At 71.6% G+C, this 16,872-nt stretch carries 12 protein-coding genes; 3 read left to right on the top strand and 9 right to left on the bottom strand.

The window, feature by feature from the left end:
• Positions 1 to 435 precede the first annotated feature (435 nt).
• The 3 genes from M1O15_RS24090 to thyX all read right to left on the bottom strand — a co-directional run bounded on the left by M1O15_RS24090 (position 436) and on the right by thyX (position 4,195).
• Positions 436 to 2,121, bottom strand: coding sequence for a ribonuclease J (locus tag M1O15_RS24090; RefSeq protein WP_248636234.1), 1,686 nt, complete (start codon positions 2,119 to 2,121; stop codon positions 436 to 438).
• A gap of 196 nt (positions 2,122 to 2,317) precedes the next feature.
• The gene (gene dapA / locus M1O15_RS24085; RefSeq protein WP_248636233.1) at positions 2,318 to 3,217 is read right to left on the bottom strand and encodes a 4-hydroxy-tetrahydrodipicolinate synthase; all 900 of its coding nucleotides are present in this window, start codon (positions 3,215 to 3,217) and stop codon (positions 2,318 to 2,320) included.
• Between the two features lie 204 nt (positions 3,218 to 3,421).
• Positions 3,422 to 4,195, bottom strand: a complete 774-nt coding sequence (gene thyX / locus M1O15_RS24080; RefSeq protein ID WP_282577173.1) for an FAD-dependent thymidylate synthase — start codon at positions 4,193 to 4,195, stop codon at positions 3,422 to 3,424.
• Positions 4,196 to 4,391: 196 nt separating this feature from the next.
• On the opposite strand from thyX, the gene M1O15_RS24075 reads away from it, so the two are divergent.
• On the top strand, positions 4,392 to 4,658 hold the full coding sequence (locus M1O15_RS24075) for a hypothetical protein (protein WP_248636231.1): 267 nt from the start codon (positions 4,392 to 4,394) through the stop codon (positions 4,656 to 4,658).
• A 101-nt stretch (positions 4,659 to 4,759) separates the two neighbouring features.
• Positions 4,760 to 5,311: an SCO5741 family PH domain-containing membrane protein gene (locus M1O15_RS24070; RefSeq protein ID WP_248636230.1), complete on the top strand. Its 552-nt coding sequence runs from the start codon at positions 4,760 to 4,762 to the stop codon at positions 5,309 to 5,311.
• Between the two features lie 63 nt (positions 5,312 to 5,374).
• On the opposite strand, the gene M1O15_RS24065 is transcribed toward M1O15_RS24070, so the two are convergent.
• From M1O15_RS24065 to eccD, 6 genes are all read right to left on the bottom strand, one after another.
• Positions 5,375 to 5,830, bottom strand: a complete 456-nt coding sequence (locus M1O15_RS24065) for a hypothetical protein (RefSeq protein ID WP_248636229.1) — start codon at positions 5,828 to 5,830, stop codon at positions 5,375 to 5,377.
• A gap of 8 nt (positions 5,831 to 5,838) precedes the next feature.
• Positions 5,839 to 6,594: a 4-hydroxy-tetrahydrodipicolinate reductase gene (dapB, locus tag M1O15_RS24060; RefSeq protein WP_248636228.1), complete on the bottom strand. Its 756-nt coding sequence runs from the start codon at positions 6,592 to 6,594 to the stop codon at positions 5,839 to 5,841.
• Between the two features lie 38 nt (positions 6,595 to 6,632).
• On the bottom strand, positions 6,633 to 8,012 hold the full coding sequence (locus M1O15_RS24055; RefSeq protein ID WP_248636227.1) for a M16 family metallopeptidase: 1,380 nt from the start codon (positions 8,010 to 8,012) through the stop codon (positions 6,633 to 6,635).
• Positions 8,009 to 10,231: a polyribonucleotide nucleotidyltransferase gene (locus M1O15_RS24050; RefSeq protein ID WP_248636226.1), complete on the bottom strand. Its 2,223-nt coding sequence runs from the start codon at positions 10,229 to 10,231 to the stop codon at positions 8,009 to 8,011. Before M1O15_RS24050 ends, M1O15_RS24055 begins: the two co-directional genes overlap by 4 nt.
• Positions 10,232 to 10,564: 333 nt before the next feature.
• Positions 10,565 to 10,855 carry a 30S ribosomal protein S15 gene (gene rpsO / locus M1O15_RS24045; RefSeq protein WP_248636225.1) on the bottom strand — a complete coding sequence of 97 codons (291 nt, stop codon included), beginning with the start codon at positions 10,853 to 10,855 and terminating at the stop codon, positions 10,565 to 10,567.
• Between the two features lie 188 nt (positions 10,856 to 11,043).
• The gene (eccD, locus tag M1O15_RS24040) at positions 11,044 to 12,546 is read right to left on the bottom strand and encodes a type VII secretion integral membrane protein EccD (RefSeq protein ID WP_248636224.1); all 1,503 of its coding nucleotides are present in this window, start codon (positions 12,544 to 12,546) and stop codon (positions 11,044 to 11,046) included.
• Between the two features lie 329 nt (positions 12,547 to 12,875).
• On the opposite strand from eccD, the gene eccCa reads away from it, so the two are divergent.
• Positions 12,876 to 16,865: a type VII secretion protein EccCa gene (gene eccCa / locus M1O15_RS24035; protein ID WP_248636223.1), complete on the top strand. Its 3,990-nt coding sequence runs from the start codon at positions 12,876 to 12,878 to the stop codon at positions 16,863 to 16,865.
• Positions 16,866 to 16,872 lie beyond the last annotated feature (7 nt).

Below are 16,872 nucleotides of genomic sequence, written 5' to 3'. Positions count from 1 at the left end.
ATGACAGCCTGTGGACGGGGTATCAACATATCTGGCGTTGACTTTTGGCACGCTGTTGAGTTCTCAAGGAACGGACGCTTCCTTTGTACTCACCCTCTCGGGCTTTCCTCCGGGCGCTTCCCTTCGGTACTTTCGTGTTTCCAACCTTACCAGATCCTTTTTCCGTTCCGTTTCCGGTTCGGATTTCGTTTCCAGTGGCCGTTGGAGGGCCTTTGCCTTTCGGCGCTCCCCGACTTTATCAGAAGTTCTGAGTCGGGATTTCCCTTCCGCTTCGGAACCTTGCGGGCACACGGTGGTGCCTCGGGGTTTCGTGCGGGAGGAGACGTCAACGTACTGGAGCGGGCGGCCCCGATGCAAATCGGGGCCGCCCGCTCCTTGTTGATCAGTCGCGGATCAGTCGTAGGTCAGTCGCGGATCAGGGTGAATCCGGACGGATCAGACCTCGACCACCACGGGAAGGATCATCGGCCGGCGCCGGTAGGTGTCCGAGACCCATTTCCCGACGGTGCGGCGGATCAGCTGCTGGAGCTGGTGGGGCTCGACGACACCGTCGGCGGCCGAGCGGGACAGGGCGTCCTGGATGCGGGGGACCACCGCGTCGAAGGCGTTGTCCTCGATACCGGAGCCGCGGGCGTGGATGTGCGGGCCGCCGGTGATCTTGCCGGTGGTGGAGTCCACGACCACGAAGACCGAGATGATGCCCTCGTCGCCGAGGATCCGGCGGTCCTTCAGGGAGGACTCGGTGACGTCGCCGACGGAGAGCCCGTCCACATAGACGTACCCGGCCTGCACCTTGCCGGTGATCTTGGCCTTGCCGTCGATGAGGTCGACGACCACACCGTCCTCGGCGATGACGATCCGGTCCTTGGGGACGCCGGTCAGGGCGCCCAGCTCGGCGTTGGCCCGCAGATGGCGCCACTCGCCGTGCACCGGCATCAGGTTGCGCGGGCGGCAGATGTTGTAGAAGTACAGCAGCTCGCCGGCCGAGGCGTGCCCGGAGACATGGACCTTGGCGTTGCCCTTGTGGACGACGTTGGCGCCCCACCGGGTGAGGCCGTTGATGACCCGGTAGACCGCGTTCTCGTTGCCCGGGATGAGGGACGACGCCAGGATGACCGTGTCGCCCTGGACGATCCGGATCTGGTGGTCGCGGTTGGCCATCCGGGAGAGCGCCGCCATCGGCTCGCCCTGGGAGCCGGTGCAGACGAGCACCACCTCCTCGTCGGGCAGGTCGTCCAGCGCGCGGACGTCCACGACCAGCCCGGCCGGGACCCGGAGGTAGCCGAGGTCGCGGGCGATGCCCATGTTGCGGACCATGGAGCGGCCGACGAAGGCGACCCGGCGGCCGTACTCGTGGGCGGCGTCCAGGATCTGCTGGATGCGGTGGACGTGGCTGGCGAAGCTGGCCACGATGATCCGCTTGCGGGCCCCGGCGAACACCGTGCGCATGACGTTGGAGATGTCGCGCTCGTGCGGGGTGAAGCCCGGCACCTCGGCGTTGGTGGAGTCCGACAGCAGCAGGTCGATGCCCTCCTCGCTGAGGCGGGCGAAGGAGTGCAGGTCGGTCAGCCGGTTGTCCAGCGGCAGCTGGTCCATCTTGAAGTCGCCGGTGTGCACCACCATGCCCGCGGGGGTGCGGATGGCGACGGCCAGGGCGTCCGGGATGGAGTGGTTGACCGCGACGAACTCGCAGTCGAAGGGGCCCAGCCGCTCGCGGTCGCCCTCGGCCACCTCCAGGGTGTAGGGGCGGATGCGATGCTCCTGGAGCTTGGCCTCGATCAGGGCGAGGGTCAGCTTGGAGCCGATCAGCGGGATGTCGGGCTTGAGGCGCAGCAGGTAGGGGACGCCACCGATGTGGTCCTCGTGGCCATGGGTGAGGACGATGCCCTCGACCTTGTCCAGGCGGTCCTTGATGCTGGTGAAGTCGGGCAGGATCAGGTCGATGCCGGGCTGCTCCTCCTCGGGGAAGAGGACGCCGCAGTCGACGATCAGCAGCCGGCCGTCGAACTCGAAGACGGTCATGTTCCGGCCGATCTCGCCGAGACCGCCGAGCGGGGTGACGCGCAGGCCGCCCTTGGCGAGCTTCGGGGGTGCGCCCAGTTCGGGATGCGGATGACTCAAAAGACTCTCCTCACCACGCGCGCCACGTGCCTTCTACGGGCACGTGGCGCGCGTGACATTCGTGCACGTGCTGTCGGTGTTCGTCAGCGTCTGCGTTGATGGGTTCGGTCGTCGGTGTGCGGTGGTGCGTGTGTGCGGTGGTGCGTATTCGATTGTGGATCTTCAGTTGTGAAGTCTGTGGGGATGGTGCCCCTGTCTAGAGCTGTACCCCGCCGGCGCCCAGGTCGATCTTGAGCTGCTCGGTCTCCTCGGGGCTGAGTTCGACCAGCGGGAGCCGCAGCGGACCGGCCGGGTGGCCCTGGAGGGCGAGGGCGGCCTTGGTGGTGATGACGCCCTGGGTGCGGAACATGCCGGTGAAGACGGGCAGCAGCCGCTGGTGCACCTCGGTGGCCTTCTGGACGTCGCCGGCCAGGTGGGCCTCCAGCAGGGCGCGCAGCTCGGGGGTGACGACATGGCCGACCACGGAGACGAAGCCGACGGCGCCGACGGAGAGCAGCGGCAGGTTGAGCATGTCGTCGCCGGAGTACCAGGCGAGGCCGGAGCGGGCGATGGCCCAGCTGGCGCGGCCGAGGTCGCCCTTGGCGTCCTTGTTGGCGACGATCCGCGGGTGGGCGGCGAGCCGGACGATGGTCTCGGTGTCGATGGGGACGCCGCTGCGGCCGGGGATGTCGTACAGCATCACCGGGAGGCCGGTGGAGTCGGCGATGGCCGAGAAGTGCCGGTACAGGCCCTCCTGCGGGGGCTTGTTGTAGTACGGCGTGACCGCGAGCAGGCCGTGCGCGCCGGCGCGTTCGGCGGTGCGGGCGAGCTCGACGGAGTGGTGGGTGTCGTTGGTGCCGATGCCGGCGACGACGTGGGCGCGGTCGCCGACCGCTTCCAGGACCGCCCGTACGAGCTGGTCTTTCTCCGCGTCGCTGGTGGTCGGGGACTCGCCGGTGGTGCCGTTGACGACCAGGCCGTCGTTGCCTGCGTCCACCAGGTGGGCGGCGAGCCGCTGCGCGCCGTCGAGGTCGAGTGCGCCGTCCGCCGTGAAGGGCGTGACCATGGCGGTGAGGACCCGTCCGAAGGGGGTCTGCGGAGTGGAGATCGGAGCCATGGGTAACACGCTACTCGCTGCTCAGCGCGCGGGGTCCCCTCGGGGGACGTACGGACGGTGGAGCCCGGCACTGCCTGCTCGGGGGTTCAGGCAGTGCCGGGTCCGTTTGATCAGCCTAGATGAACTTCTCAAAGCGCCGCAATCCGGACACATCGCGTAGGTGGTGGCACGCCCGTGCGACCGCTCCGGAGTGCGCCGGGGCGGTCAGGGTGCGACGCGCCCGTTGGCGTTGAAGGCGGCGTGGGTCAGCGGCATCAGCCGGGCCCAGTGCTCCTCCATCTTCTCGCCCACCATCTCGATCTCCCGCTGCGGGAAGGACGGGACCTTGGCCAGTTCGTGCTGGGTGCGCAGCCCCAGGAAGTGCATCAGCGAGCGGGCGTTGCAGGTGGCGTACATCGAGGAGTAGAGGCCGACCGGGAGCACCGAGCGGGCCACCTCGCGGGCGACGCCGTCGGCGAGCATCCGCTGGTAGGCCCCGTACGCCTGGACGTAGGACTCCTCCATGGCCTGGGTGACCGTGCGGTGCTGGTCCTCGGTGCCCTCGACGAAGACGTACTTGCCGGGGCGGCCCTGCTGGACGAGCTTGCGGGAGGCGTCCGGCACGTAGAAGACCGGCTGGAGCTCCCGGTAGCGGCCGGACTCCTCGTTGTAGGACCAGCCGACCCGGTGCCGCATGAACTCGCGGAAGACGAAGATCGGGGCGCTGATGAAGAAGGTCATCGAGTTGTGCTCGAAGGGGCTGCCGTGCCGGTCCCGCATCAGGTAGTTGATCAGGCCCTTGGAGCGCTCGGGGTCCTTGGCCAGCTCCTCCAGGGACTGCTCGCCGGCCGTGGAGACCCGGGCCGCCCACAGGACGTCGGAGTCGCCGGCGGCGCTGCGCACCAGGTCGACGGTGACATCACCGCGGAAGTCGGGCTTCTTCGGGGGTTCGGCGGGGGAGGCGGGCACGCGGGGGTCCTTCCGGTCACTTCCGGTCATGAGGGGAGGTGCCCAGCCTAACGATCCGGCGAGGTGCCGGGTGGCGCCGGGTCACCCGTCCCGTTCGGTCCGGTCGACACATGTTCGGATTGATATCGGGCAATCGGGCACCGAACAGCCGTACCGTGCGTCTGACCGGTTGAGCGCGGTGGCGGAGTTCGCCACACGAGGCACCGATCGCAAGGAGTGTTCACCGATGACTTCCTCCCAGCTGCCGCTGGGTAGCCCCCGCAGCGAGGCCGTCCCGTTCCAGTTCGTCGCGGAGGCCGAACGCTTCCGCAGCAACGTCACCCCTCCGGCGCGGCAGCGTCCGAGTCTTTCGCAGGTGGCGAGCCGTACGCTGGTCGGGCTGACGGTGGTGGCCGGTCTGGCGGGGTCCCTGCTCTTCGGTCTGCCGGCCATGGAAGCGGGCCCGGCAACCACCGGGCACAGTCAGCAGTCCGAGGCATCCCAGGGACGCTGACCCCTCCCCCGGCGGCCACCCTGGAGTGGCCGGTCGCGCAGCGGCTGGGTAGCCTCACCCCGCACAGCCCCATCGAGCGTGTGTATGAGTGAGGAACAGTCGTGCCCCTGCCCTTTCTGACGGCCGACCGCGGCTTCGACGCCGGTGAGGACGTCGCGCTCCCGTTCGACGACCACGACCAGTGGCGCCGCCCGTACCGCCCCGGCCCCTGGCGGGTCGGGGCGGCGGCGCTGGCGCTGCTGCTGGCCTCGTTCATGCTGCTGGCCACGGTGATCATCGCGTTCGCCGCGGCGGGGACGGCCGCGGCGATCTGCCTGGCGGCGGCCTCCCTGGTGGTGCTGGCGGCGCTGCGGCTGCTGCGGATGGGCACCTGGGTGAGCCGGCACGGGGTGCGGCGGGTCGGGTTCCTGCGGACCACCACCCTGCCGTGGTCCCGGGCCAAGGCGGTGCGCACGGTGCAGCAGCCGGTGCGGTGGCTCGGGTTGCCGAGGACCGTGCAGGGCCAGGCCCTGGTCCTCGTACCGAACGGCGCGGGTGACCAGATGGTGCTGCTGACCGACCACAGCGCGGACTTCCTGTCCCGGGTGGAGGCCTTCGACCGGGCCGCCGACACGGTGGAGGCCTGGAACGCGGAGTACGCCGCGGCCCGCTGACGCGGTACGCGGAGAACACTGAGAACGCGGAGAAGACGGACGGACGCCGTCCGGCGCGCCTCTTCAGGAGGCGGCCGGGCGGCGTCCGTCGTGCAGGGCGATGGCGCGCTGCATGGCCTTGCGGGCCCGCGGGGTGTCGCGGGCGTCCTGGTAGGCGACGGCGAGCCGGAACCAGCAGCGCCAGTCGCCGGGGGCGTCCTCGGTCTCGGCGCGGCGGCGGGCGAAGACGGCGTCGGCCGAGTCGCGGTCGATCCGGCCGCCGGGGGTGCGCACCAGCTCGTCGACGGGCAGCCCGCCCTCGGCCTCCAGCTCGGCGGCGAGCTTGTTGGCGCGGGTGACGAACCGGGTGTTCTGCCAGAGGAACCAGACGCCGATCAGCGGCAGTGTCAGGGCCGCGATCCCTATGGCGACGGCGACGGGGGTGCCGACACCGATGAGGGCGACGGCACGGCCGCCGACCAGGACGAAGAAGACGGCCAGGACGGCAGCCGTGACGAGGTAACCGATCTTGGCACGCATGACCGGTGTCAGCCCAGGTCCAGGAAGTGTTCCAGCCCGAAGGTGAGGCCCGGGGCGGAGCCGACCCTGCGGGCGCCCAGCAGGATGCCCGGCATGAAGCTGGAGTGGTGCAGCGAGTCGTGCCGGACGGTGAGGGTCTCACCCTCACCGCCGAGCAGCACCTCCTGGTGGGCGAGCAGCCCGCGCAGCCGTACCGAGTGCACCCGTACGCCGTCCACGTCGGCGCCGCGGGCGCCGTCCAGGGCGGTGGCGGTGGCGTCCGGCTGGGGGGCGGACCCGGCCTCGGCGCGGGCGGCGGCGATCAGCTGCGCGGTGCGGGCGGCGGTGCCGGAGGGGGCGTCCACCTTGTCGGGGTGGTGCAGCTCCACGACCTCGACGGACTCGAAGTACGGGGCGGCGAGCTGGGCGAACTTCATGGTGAGGACCGCGCCGATGGAGAAGTTCGGGGCGATCATCACCCCGGTCTCCGGTGACTTCTCCAGCCATCCGGTGAGGGTGGCGATCCGCTCCTCGGTCCAGCCGGTGGTGCCCACCACGGCGTGGATGCCGCGGCCGACGCAGTAGTCGAGGTTGGCCATCACCGAGTCGGGGGTGGTCAGCTCGACGGCCACCTGGGCGCCGCTGCCGGCGAGGGCGTCCAGGCTGTCGCCGCGGCCGAGGGCGGCCACCAGCTCCAGATCGTCGGCGGCCTCGACGGCGCGGACCGCCTCGGAGCCGATGCGGCCCTTGGCGCCGAGGACGGCGACCCGCAGCTTGCTGCTCATGTCTCTCCAGTGATCGGTACGACAGTGATCAGGGGCACTCAGGCGACGGCCTGGTGGAGGCGGTCGGCCTGCTTGTCCTTCAGCGGGCCGATCACCGACAGGGAGGGGCGCCGGGTCAGCAGGTCGGCGGCCACGTCCCGGATGTCGTCGGGGGTGACCGCGGCGATCCTGGCCAGCATGTCGTCGACCGACATGTGGTCGCCCCAGCACAGCTCGCTCTTGCCGATGCGGTTCATCAGGGCGCCGGTGTCCTCCAGGCCGAGCACGGTGGAGCCCTTGAGCTGGCCGATGGCGCGGGCGATCTCGTCCTCCGGCAGGCCCTCGGCGGCGACCCGGTCCAGCTCGGCGCGGCAGATCTTGAGCACGTCGTGGACCTGGCTGGGCCGGCACCCCGCGTACACCCCGAACAGGCCGCAGTCGGCGAAGCCGGAGGTGTACGAGTAGACGCTGTAGGCCAGGCCCCGCTTCTCCCGTACCTCCTGGAAGAGGCGGGAGGACATGCCGCCGCCGAGCGCGGTGTTGAGCACGCTCAGCGCCCAGCGGCGCTCGTCGGTGCGGGGCAGCCCGGGGACGCCGAGGACCAGATGGGTCTGCTCGGTCTTGCGGCCGATGACCTCGACCCGGCCGGCGGTGCGCAGGGCGCGGGTGCCGGAGCGCGGGGCGAGCGGGGCGGCGTCGGTACGGGCGAGGGCGCCGGCCTTGTCGAAGGCGCGGCGGACCCGGCGTACCACGTCGGCGTGGTCGACGTTGCCCGCGGCGGCGACCACCAGGTGGGTGGGGTCGTAGTGCTTGGCGTAGAAGCGCCGGATGCGCTCGGCGTTCAGCGCCTCGATGGTGTCGACGGTGCCGAGCACGGGGCGGCCGAGCGGGGTGTCGCCGAACATGGTCTTGGCGAACAGGTCGTGGACGACGTCTCCCGGGTCGTCCTCGGTCATCGCGATCTCCTCCAGGATGACGCCGCGCTCGGCGTCCACGTCCTCCTGGCGGATCAGCGAGCCGGTGAGCATGTCGCAGACCACGTCGATGGCGAGCGGCAGGTCGGTGTCGAGGACCCGCGCGTAGTAGCAGGTGTACTCCTTCGCCGTGAAGGCGTTCATCTCGCCGCCGACGGCGTCGGTGGCGGAGGAGATGTCCAGGGCGCTGCGAGTGGCGGTGCCCTTGAAGAGGAGGTGTTCCAGGTAGTGGGTGGCGCCGCCGAGGGCGGGCGTCTCGTCGCGGGAGCCGACGTGCGCCCAGATGCCGAAGGTGGCGGAGCGGACGGAGGGCAGGGTCTCGGTGATCACCCGCAGCCCACCGGGGAGGGTGGTGCGGCGGACGGTACCGATGCCGTCCTGGCCCTTGAGGAGCGTTTGGGTACGGGCGACGGCCCGCGCCTCCGTGGAGGTGCGGGCCGTCGTCTTGAGGCTGCGGGACGTCACTTGTCGGCGTCGGCCTTCGTGTCGTCGTCGGAGCCGTCCTCGTCCGCGAGGACGGGGATCAGGGAGAGCTTGCCGCGCTGGTCGATCTCGGCGATCTCCACCTGCACCTTGGCGCCGACCGCGAGCACGTCCTCGACGTTCTCCACGCGCTTGCCGCCGGCGAGCTTGCGGATCTGCGAGATGTGCAGCAGGCCGTCCTTGCCGGGCATCAGGGAGACGAACGCACCGAAGGTGGTGGTCTTGACGACCGTGCCCAGGTAGCGCTCGCCGACCTCCGGCATGGTCGGGTTGGCGATGCCGTTGATCGTGGCGCGGGCGGCCTCGGCGGCCGGTCCGTCGGCGGCACCGATGTAGATGGTGCCGTCGTCCTCGATCGTGATCTCGGCGCCGGTGTCCTCCTGGATCTGGTTGATCATCTTGCCCTTGGGGCCGATGACCTCGCCGATCTTGTCCACGGGGATCTTGACGGTGATGATCCGCGGGGCGTTGGGGGACATCTCGTCCGGGGTGTCGATCGCTTCCATCATCACGTCGAGGATGTGGAGGCGGGCGTCGCGGGCCTGCTTGAGGGCCGCGGCCAGGACGGAGGCCGGGATGCCGTCCAGCTTGGTGTCGAGCTGGAGGGCGGTGACGAACTCCTTCGTACCGGCGACCTTGAAGTCCATGTCGCCGAAGGCGTCCTCCGCACCGAGGATGTCGGTGAGGGTGACGTAGTGCGTCTCGCCGTCGATCTCCTGGGAGATCAGGCCCATGGCGATGCCGGCGACCGGGGCCTTGAGCGGCACACCGGCGTTCAGCAGGGACATGGTGGAGGCGCAGACGGAGCCCATGGACGTCGAGCCGTTGGAGCCGAGGGCCTCGGACACCTGGCGGATCGCGTAGGGGAACTCCTCGCGGGTCGGCAGCACCGGCAGCAGGGCGCGCTCGGCGAGGGCGCCGTGGCCGATCTCGCGGCGCTTGGGGGAGCCGACGCGGCCGGTCTCGCCGGTGGAGTACGGCGGGAAGTTGTAGTTGTGCATGTAGCGCTTGCGGGTCACCGGGGAGAGGGTGTCCAGCTGCTGCTCCATGCGGAGCATGTTGAGGGTGGTGACGCCCAGGATCTGGGTCTCACCGCGCTCGAACAGGGCGGAGCCGTGCACCCGCGGGATGGCCTCGACCTCGGCGGCCAGGGTGCGGATGTCGGTGACGCCGCGGCCGTCGATGCGGACCTTGTCCTTGATGACGCGCTCGCGCACCAGGGACTTGGTCAGCGAGCGGTACGCGGCGGAGATCTCCTTCTCGCGGCCCTCGAACTTCGGGAGCAGCTTCTCGGCGGCGAGCGCCTTGACGCGGTCCAGCTCGGCCTCGCGGTCCTGCTTGCCGCCGATGGTGAGCGCCTGGGCCAGCTCCGTCCTGACGGCGGCGGTCAGAGCCTCCAGCACGTCGTCCTCGTAGTCGAGGAAGACCGGGAACTCGCCGGTGGGCTTGGCGGCCTTGGCGGCGAGGTCGGACTGGGCCTTGCACAGCACCTTGATAAAGGGCTTGGCGGCCTCCAGGCCGGCGGCGACGACCTCCTCGGTGGGGGCCTCGGCACCGCCCTTGACCAGCTGGATCGTCTGGTCGGTGGCCTCGGCCTCGACCATCATGATCGCGACGTCGCCGTCCTCCAGGACACGGCCGGCGACGACCATGTCGAAGACGGCGTCCTCCAGCTCGGTGTGGGTGGGGAAGGCGACCCACTGGCCCTTGATCAGGGCGACGCGGGTGCCGCCGATCGGGCCGGAGAAGGGCAGGCCGGCCAGCTGCGTGGAGCAGGAGGCGGCGTTGATGGCGACCACGTCGTAGAGGTGGTCGGGGTTGAGCGCCATGATCGTCTCGACGACCTGGATCTCGTTGCGCAGGCCCTTCTTGAAGGACGGGCGCAGCGGGCGGTCGATCAGGCGGCAGGTGAGGATGGCGTCCTCGGAGGGGCGGCCCTCCCGGCGGAAGAAGGAGCCGGGGATCTTGCCGGCCGCGTACATCCGCTCCTCGACGTCCACCGTCAGGGGGAAGAAGTCGAGCTGGTCCTTGGGCTTCTTCGAGGCGGTGGTGGCCGACAGCACCATGGTGTCGTCGTCCAGGTACGCCACGGCGGACCCGGCGGCCTGGCGGGCCAGCCGGCCGGTCTCGAAGCGGATGGTGCGGGTGCCGAAGGCGCCGTTGTCGATGACGGCCTCGGCGTAGTGGGTCTCGTTCTCCACCAGTGGTTTCTCCGTTTACGTTGTCGTCTTTGCTTCGCGTCTTTTCGTCCCCGCTCGGGCCCTTCCGGCGGGCCCGGGCGCCCGTGCGGCGGGGACGGGGCGGAGAAGTGCCGTCTGTGCGGGCCGGTCTTCGATCGAAGCACCCGGGGGCGTGCTCCCGGGGGCCACTACCGAGGACCGGCGGCGGGGGGCCTTCTCCGTGCGAGGGCACGGGGCTTTCGTCGTGCTGTGTGCTGTTGTCGTTCTCCAGCCTACAAAGCCGGAGTGACACCGCGCACGTACGGCGAAGGGAGCGGCCCCCTGGAATCGGGAACCGCTCCCTTCACGGCGTCCTTACTTGGCGCCGCCGGCCGCACCGCGGCGGATGCCGAGGCGGTCGACCAGGGCACGGAAGCGCTGGATGTCCTTCTTGGCCAGGTACTGCAGCAGGCGGCGGCGCTGGCCGACCAGGATCAGCAGACCACGGCGGGAGTGGTGGTCGTGCTTGTGGGTCTTGAGGTGCTCGGTGAGGTCCGAGATGCGGCGCGAGAGCATCGCGACCTGGACCTCGGGGGAGCCGGTGTCGCCCTCCTTGGTGCCGAACTCGGAGATGATCTGCTTCTTCACGGCGGCGTCGAGAGACACGCGTACTCCTTGAGGTGGTTCGAGCGCCCGCGAGTGCCCCGAGGCTGATCTCGGGGGAGCTTCCGTGACTCGACGGGCGAAGGTCCGATGGGCGCTGCTCCCAGGTGAACCGGGAGCGCGTACACAAACGGCCGTCACACAGCGTACCAGCCCCTGGAGCGCCCTCCGGGCCGGCCCCCGGAGCCGCCTTACGACGTCAGTGCCCGGATGGAGTGGTAGACGCCGAAGACCGCGAGGGCCAGCGGGGCCAGGGTGAGCAGCACGAAGGCCTCGGCGATCTCCAGGAAGCGGCCCCAGAAGGGGGTGACCCCGGCGCGCGGCACGATCAGCCCGATGGCGGTGATCAGGGCGGCGATTGCCGCGACGGCGGCGCTCAGCCACACCGTACGCAGGGCCAGCGGCCCGCCGTCGCCGCGCAGCGCGGCCGCGAGCAGCCCGGCCGGCGGGTTGAGGCAGAGGCCGAGGCCCAGGACGACCAGGGCGGCGAGGCCGGAGGCCAGCGCGCAGCCGACCTGGGCGGTGTAGCGGAAGAGGTGGGCGCGCGTCATCATCGCGGCGCCGGTGGCCAGGGCCAGCAGCCGGGGCCAGAGGCCGTCGGAGAAGCCGAGCACCGCGGCGGCGCCCACGGCGAGCAGGGCGCAGCCGCCGACCAGGCCGACCAGCAGTTCGTGTCCGCGCCGGGCCTGGGCGGCGATCTTCTCGGCGTCCACCGGGGCGGGCGGCTCGCCTTCGCCGTAGCCGCCGCCGTAGGAGGGGCGGGGCGGCTCGAAGCCGATCGGCAGGCGGGCGAACCGGGTGGAGAGGCCGGGCAGGAAGGCGAGGGCGCCGGCGGCGACCGGGGCGCAGAGGGCTGCGCCCTCGGCGGGGGTGAGTCCGGTGAGGATGGCGGTGAAGACGGCCAGGGCGCCGAGCGCGGCGGCGAACGCGAAGGCGACGAAGGGGCTGTCGCCGCCGGGGGCCAGCACCATCAGCAGCACGGCGGCCAGCAGGACCGCGGCCAGGGCCAGCAGCGCCTGGAGGCGGCCGACGCCCTGCCCGGCGGCGAGCGGCAGCAGTCCGGCACCGCCGACGGCGGCGTTGGCCAGGGCTCCGATGCCGAAGGCGACGGCGGAGCCGCGGTCGGCGTAGACCCGGGCGCGCACCCCGGCGAGCGCCAGCAGCAGCACGGCGGCGGTGCCGGCCAGGACGCCGGGCAGGCCGTGGGTGTCGTGGAGGGGCGCGGAGGTCCACAGCACGAAGGCGAGCAGGACCAACAGCACCGCGCCGCCGAAGAGGCCCGCGCCGCGCATCAGCGCGTCGGACCAGAGGGTGCGGTCGCGGGCGACGGCCGAGGCGACGGCGTCGGAGACGTCGTCGAACACAGCGGGCGGAAGCGACTCGGCGAACGGCCGCAGGAAGAGCAGCTCGCCGTCGAGGACGCGCTGGGCGGTGAGCGAGCGGGCCGAGTCGAGCACGGTGCCGTCGCGGCGCACCAGGTGGTAGCCGACCGGGGCGCCGGGCGCGGGGCTCTGACCGGAGAGCCGCAGCACCTCGGGGTAGAGGTCGGCGACGGGGGCGTCGTCGGGCAGGGCGAGGTCGACGCGGCTGTCGGGCGCGACGACGGTGATCCGGCAGAAGCCGGTCCCGCCGGACGGTGCCGCCGCGGCCGGCCGGCCTGGTGCGGCGGCCGCGGCTGAGGCGGTGGTGCTCACCTGCTGCTTCCCCTCGTCGTGTGGTGCGGGCCGACCGCTCCGTCGCCGGCGTCATCGGTCGGTCCGGCGTCACCGGTCGGTCCCGCGTCACCCGTCGGTCCGGCGTCACCGGCCGCGCGGGCGGGGCCGTTTGAGCGGGCGGGTCGGCCTCGTCCCTGTCTCGCGCATCCCTTTGCCCGGTTCACAGGCGCACCGGCGCCGGCGCCGGCCGTCACCTTATCGCTCCGCCCCGACCGGCCGCGCAAGTAGGATCCCTTGCCGCGCACGGAGCCCGTCGCCACGGGGGCGCCGATACGAACGTTTCCGTACGCCAAGGGAATGGGTGAGCTGTGAGTCAAATCGTCGTGAAGCGCCCACCGCGGACCCTGCCGTCGGAGGTGCCCGGCGAGCCGGTGCAGCTGCAACCGCCTCCGGAGCTGCCCCGAGGGCAGCAGGAGGGCATGCTGATGCAGCTGCTGCCGACGCTCGGCATGGGCGGCTCGGTGGTCTTCTTCTTCATGACGCCCAATCCCGTGATGCGGATCATGGGCATGGTGATGATCGCCTCCACGGTGGGGATGGCGATCGCGATGATGGTCCGCTACCGGCGCGGCACCCAGGGCGAACTGGCCGATCTGCGCCGTGACTACCTGTCCTATCTGGCCAAGACCCGGCGGGCGGTGCGGCGTACGGCGCGGTTGCAGCGGGACGGGCAGTTCTATCTGCACCCGGCCCCGGAGCAGTTGTGGGCGCTGGTGGCCGAGGGCAGCCGGGTGTGGGAGCGGCGGACGGGCGACGACGACTTCGGTCAGGTCCGGGTCGGGTTGGGCGGACAGCAGCTCGCCACCCCGCTGCTCGCCCCGGAGACCGGTCCGGTGGACGAGCTGGAGCCGCTGACGGCCAGCGCGCTGCGGCAGTTCGTGGACGCCCACGGGATGGTGGACGGCCTGCCGGTAGCGGTGTCGCTGCGCGCCTTCCCCCAGTTGGTGGTGGGCGGTGAGGCGGAGGCGGTACGCGCGGTGGCCCGGGCCATGGTGTGCTCGCTGGCCGCGCTGCACTCCCCCGACGACCTGGTGATCGCGGTGGCGGCCGGGCCGGCCGAGGCGCCGCACTGGGAGTTCGCCAAGTGGCTGCCGCACGCACAGGCGCCCGGGGAGGGTGACGGCGCCGGTTCGCGGCGGCTGATCACCACCGACGTACGGGAGTTGGAGGAGCTGCTGGGCGGGTGGCTGGAGGGCCGGCCGCGGTTCACGCCCGGTGGGGCGCCGGTCGCGGACCGGCCGCATCTGGTGGTGGTGCTGGACGGGCAGTACCTCTCCCCCATGTCGGCGCTGGCCCCGTCGGAGGGTCTGCAGGGGGTGACGGTGCTCCAGGTCGCGGCGGATGAGGCGGCGGCCGGCGGGGCGCGCGGCGGCGGTCTGTCGCTCCTGGTACGCGAGGGCGCGCTGCGCCTGGAAGCCGGGCGGGACACCGTGTACGAGGGGGTGCCGGACCGGTTGAGCCTCCCGGCGGCCGAGACGCTGGCCCGCCAGCTGGCGCCGCTGCGGATGGCGTCGGGCGGGGCCAACGACGACGAACCGCTGCTGGCCAACCTGGACTTCACCGATCTGCTGAACCTCGGGGACGCGGCCTCGGTGGAGGTGGCCCGCACCTGGCGGCCCCGCTCGCGCTCGGAGCGGCTGCGGGTGCCGATCGGGGTCGGCGAGGACGGCGCGCCGGTGATGCTGGACCTGAAGGAGGCGGCGCAGGAGGGGATGGGCCCGCACGGGCTGTGTGTGGGCGCGACCGGTTCCGGCAAGTCGGAGCTGCTGCGCACGCTGGTGCTGGGGCTGGCGGTGACGCACTCCTCCGAGACGCTGAACTTCGTCCTGGCGGACTTCAAGGGCGGCGCGACCTTCGCCGGGATGTCGCAGCTGCCGCATGTGGCGGCGGTGATCACCAACCTGGCGGACGATCTGACCCTGGTGGACCGGATGGGCGACTCCATCCGCGGTGAGCTGAACCGGCGCCAGGAACTGCTGCGCGACGCGGGCAACTTCGCCAACATCCACGACTACGAGAAGGCCCGGGCCGCCGGGGCCCCGCTCCAACCGATCCCCTCCCTCGTCCTGGTCATCGACGAGTTCAGCGAACTGCTCACCGCCAAGCCGGACTTCATCGACATGTTCGTCCAGATCGGCCGGATCGGCCGGTCGCTCGGCGTCCATCTGCTGCTGGCCTCGCAGCGGTTGGAGGAGGGCCGGCTGCGCGGGCTGGAGACCTACCTCTCGTACCGGATCGGTCTGCGGACCTTCTCGGCGGCGGAGTCGCGGGCCGCGCTCGGGGTGCCGGACGCCTACGAGCTGCCGAACGTGCCCGGTTCGGGGTTCCTGAAGTACGGCACCGACGAGATGGTGCGGTTCAAGGCGGCGTACGTCTCCGGGCCGTACCGCCGGGACCGGGGCGAGAGAGCGCCGGGCGGGCCGCTGCCGGTGGACCGCCGGCCGGTGCTGTTCACGGCCGCCCCGGTGGCGGTGCGCCATGTGCGGCCCGCCGAGCGGCCCCGGGTGCCCGAGCAGCGCTCCGGCGAGGACGAGGCGCTGACGGACTCGGTGCTGGATGTGGTGGTACGGCGGCTGGAGGGCCGCGGCGCGGAGGCGCACCAGGTGTGGCTGCCGCCGCTGGACAACCCGCCGCCGCTGGACGAGTTGCTGCCGGGGCTGGCCGCGGTGCCGGGCCGGGGGCTGACGCAGCCCGGTTACGAGGGGGCCGGGCGGCTCGTCGTACCGCTGGGCGTGGTCGACAAGCCGTTCGAGCAGCGGCGCGAGACGCTGTACCGGGACTTCTCCGGGGCGGCCGGCCATATGCAGATCGTGGGCGGTCCGCAGTCCGGTAAGTCCACCCTGCTGCGGACGCTGGTGTCGGCCTTCGCCCTCACCCACACCCCGCACGAGGTGCAGTTCTACGGGCTGGACTTCGGCGGCGGCGCCATGGCCTCGCTCTCCGGTCTGCCCCATGTCGGCGGGGTGGCCTCCCGGCTGGACCCGGAGCGGGTGCGCCGCACGGTGGCCGAGGTGTACGGGGTGCTGAGCCGGCGCGAGGAGTACTTCCGCAGCGCCGGGGTGGACTCCATCGCCACCTTCCGCCGGCTGCGGGCCAGCGGCGAGATCCCGGTCTCCGACCAGCCCTGGGGCGATGTCTTCCTGGTCGTGGACGGCTGGGGCGCCTTCCGCACCGAGTACGAGGGCCTGGAGCCGATCGTGGTCGACATCGCCGCGCGCGGCCTCGGCTACGGCATCCACGTGGTCCTCACCGCCTCACGCTCGATGGAGGTCCGGGCCAACCTCAAGGACCATCTGATGAACCGCCTGGAGCTGCGGCTCGGCGACACCATGGACTCCGAGCTGGACCGCAAGGCGGCCGTCAACGTGCCGACCGGCGTCCCCGGCCGCGGCCTCACCCCCGAGAAACTGCACTTCATGGCGGCCGTCCCGCGGATCGACGGGGTCGCCTCCGGCAGCGAGCTGTCCGACGCCACCGCGGCGATGGCCCGCGAGTGCGCCCGGCACTGGACGGTCCCGGGCGCGCCCGAGGTGCGGCTGCTCCCCCGCGAGCTGCCGGCCCGGCTGCTCCCGGCGGGCTCGGCGGCCCCGGAGCGCGGGGTGGCCCTCGGCATCGACGAGAACGCCCTGGAGCCGGTGTTCGCCGACTTCGAGCGCGACCCGTTCCTGCTGGTCTTCGGCGACGCCGAGTCGGGCAAGTCCAATCTGCTGCGGCTGCTGATCAAGCAGCTCAGCGAGCGGTACGACGGCGACTCCTGCAAGTTCTTCGTCATCGACAACCGCCGCGCCCTGCTGGACGTCACCCCCGCCTCGCACCTGGCCGAGTACGTGCCGATGTCCAACGCGATGGAGCACCATGTCGACGCCCTGTACGACCTGATGCGCCGCCGCACCCCCTCGGCCGACGTCACCGCGCGGCAGCTGCGGGAGCGCAGCTGGTGGCGGGGCCCGACGGTGTTCGTGGTGGTGGACGACTACGACCTGGTGTCCACGTCGAGCGGCAATCCGCTGGCCAAGCTCACGGAGCACCTGCCCTTCGCCCGGGACGTCGGGGTGCGCTTCATCATCGCCCGCAACGCCGCCGGGGCCAGCCGCGCCACCTACGAGCCCTTCGTGCAGCGGATGACGGAGCTCGGCGCGGTGGGCGTGCTGCTCTCCGGCGACCCCCAGGAGGGCGAGATCCTCGGCGGCGTCCGGATGCGCCCGATGCCGGCCGGCCGGGGCGTCTTCGTCTCCCGCCAGCGCGGCAACCCGCTGGTGCAGACGGGTCTGATGCCGCCGGTGGAGGACGGAGGCTGAGAGGACT

Source organism: Streptomyces lichenis, assembly GCF_023218175.1.
GTDB classification, from domain to species: Bacteria; Actinomycetota; Actinomycetes; order Streptomycetales; family Streptomycetaceae; genus Streptomyces; species Streptomyces lichenis.
The sequence above is the reverse complement of the archived record's forward strand: the minus strand, read 5'-3'. Positions and strand labels throughout refer to the sequence as shown.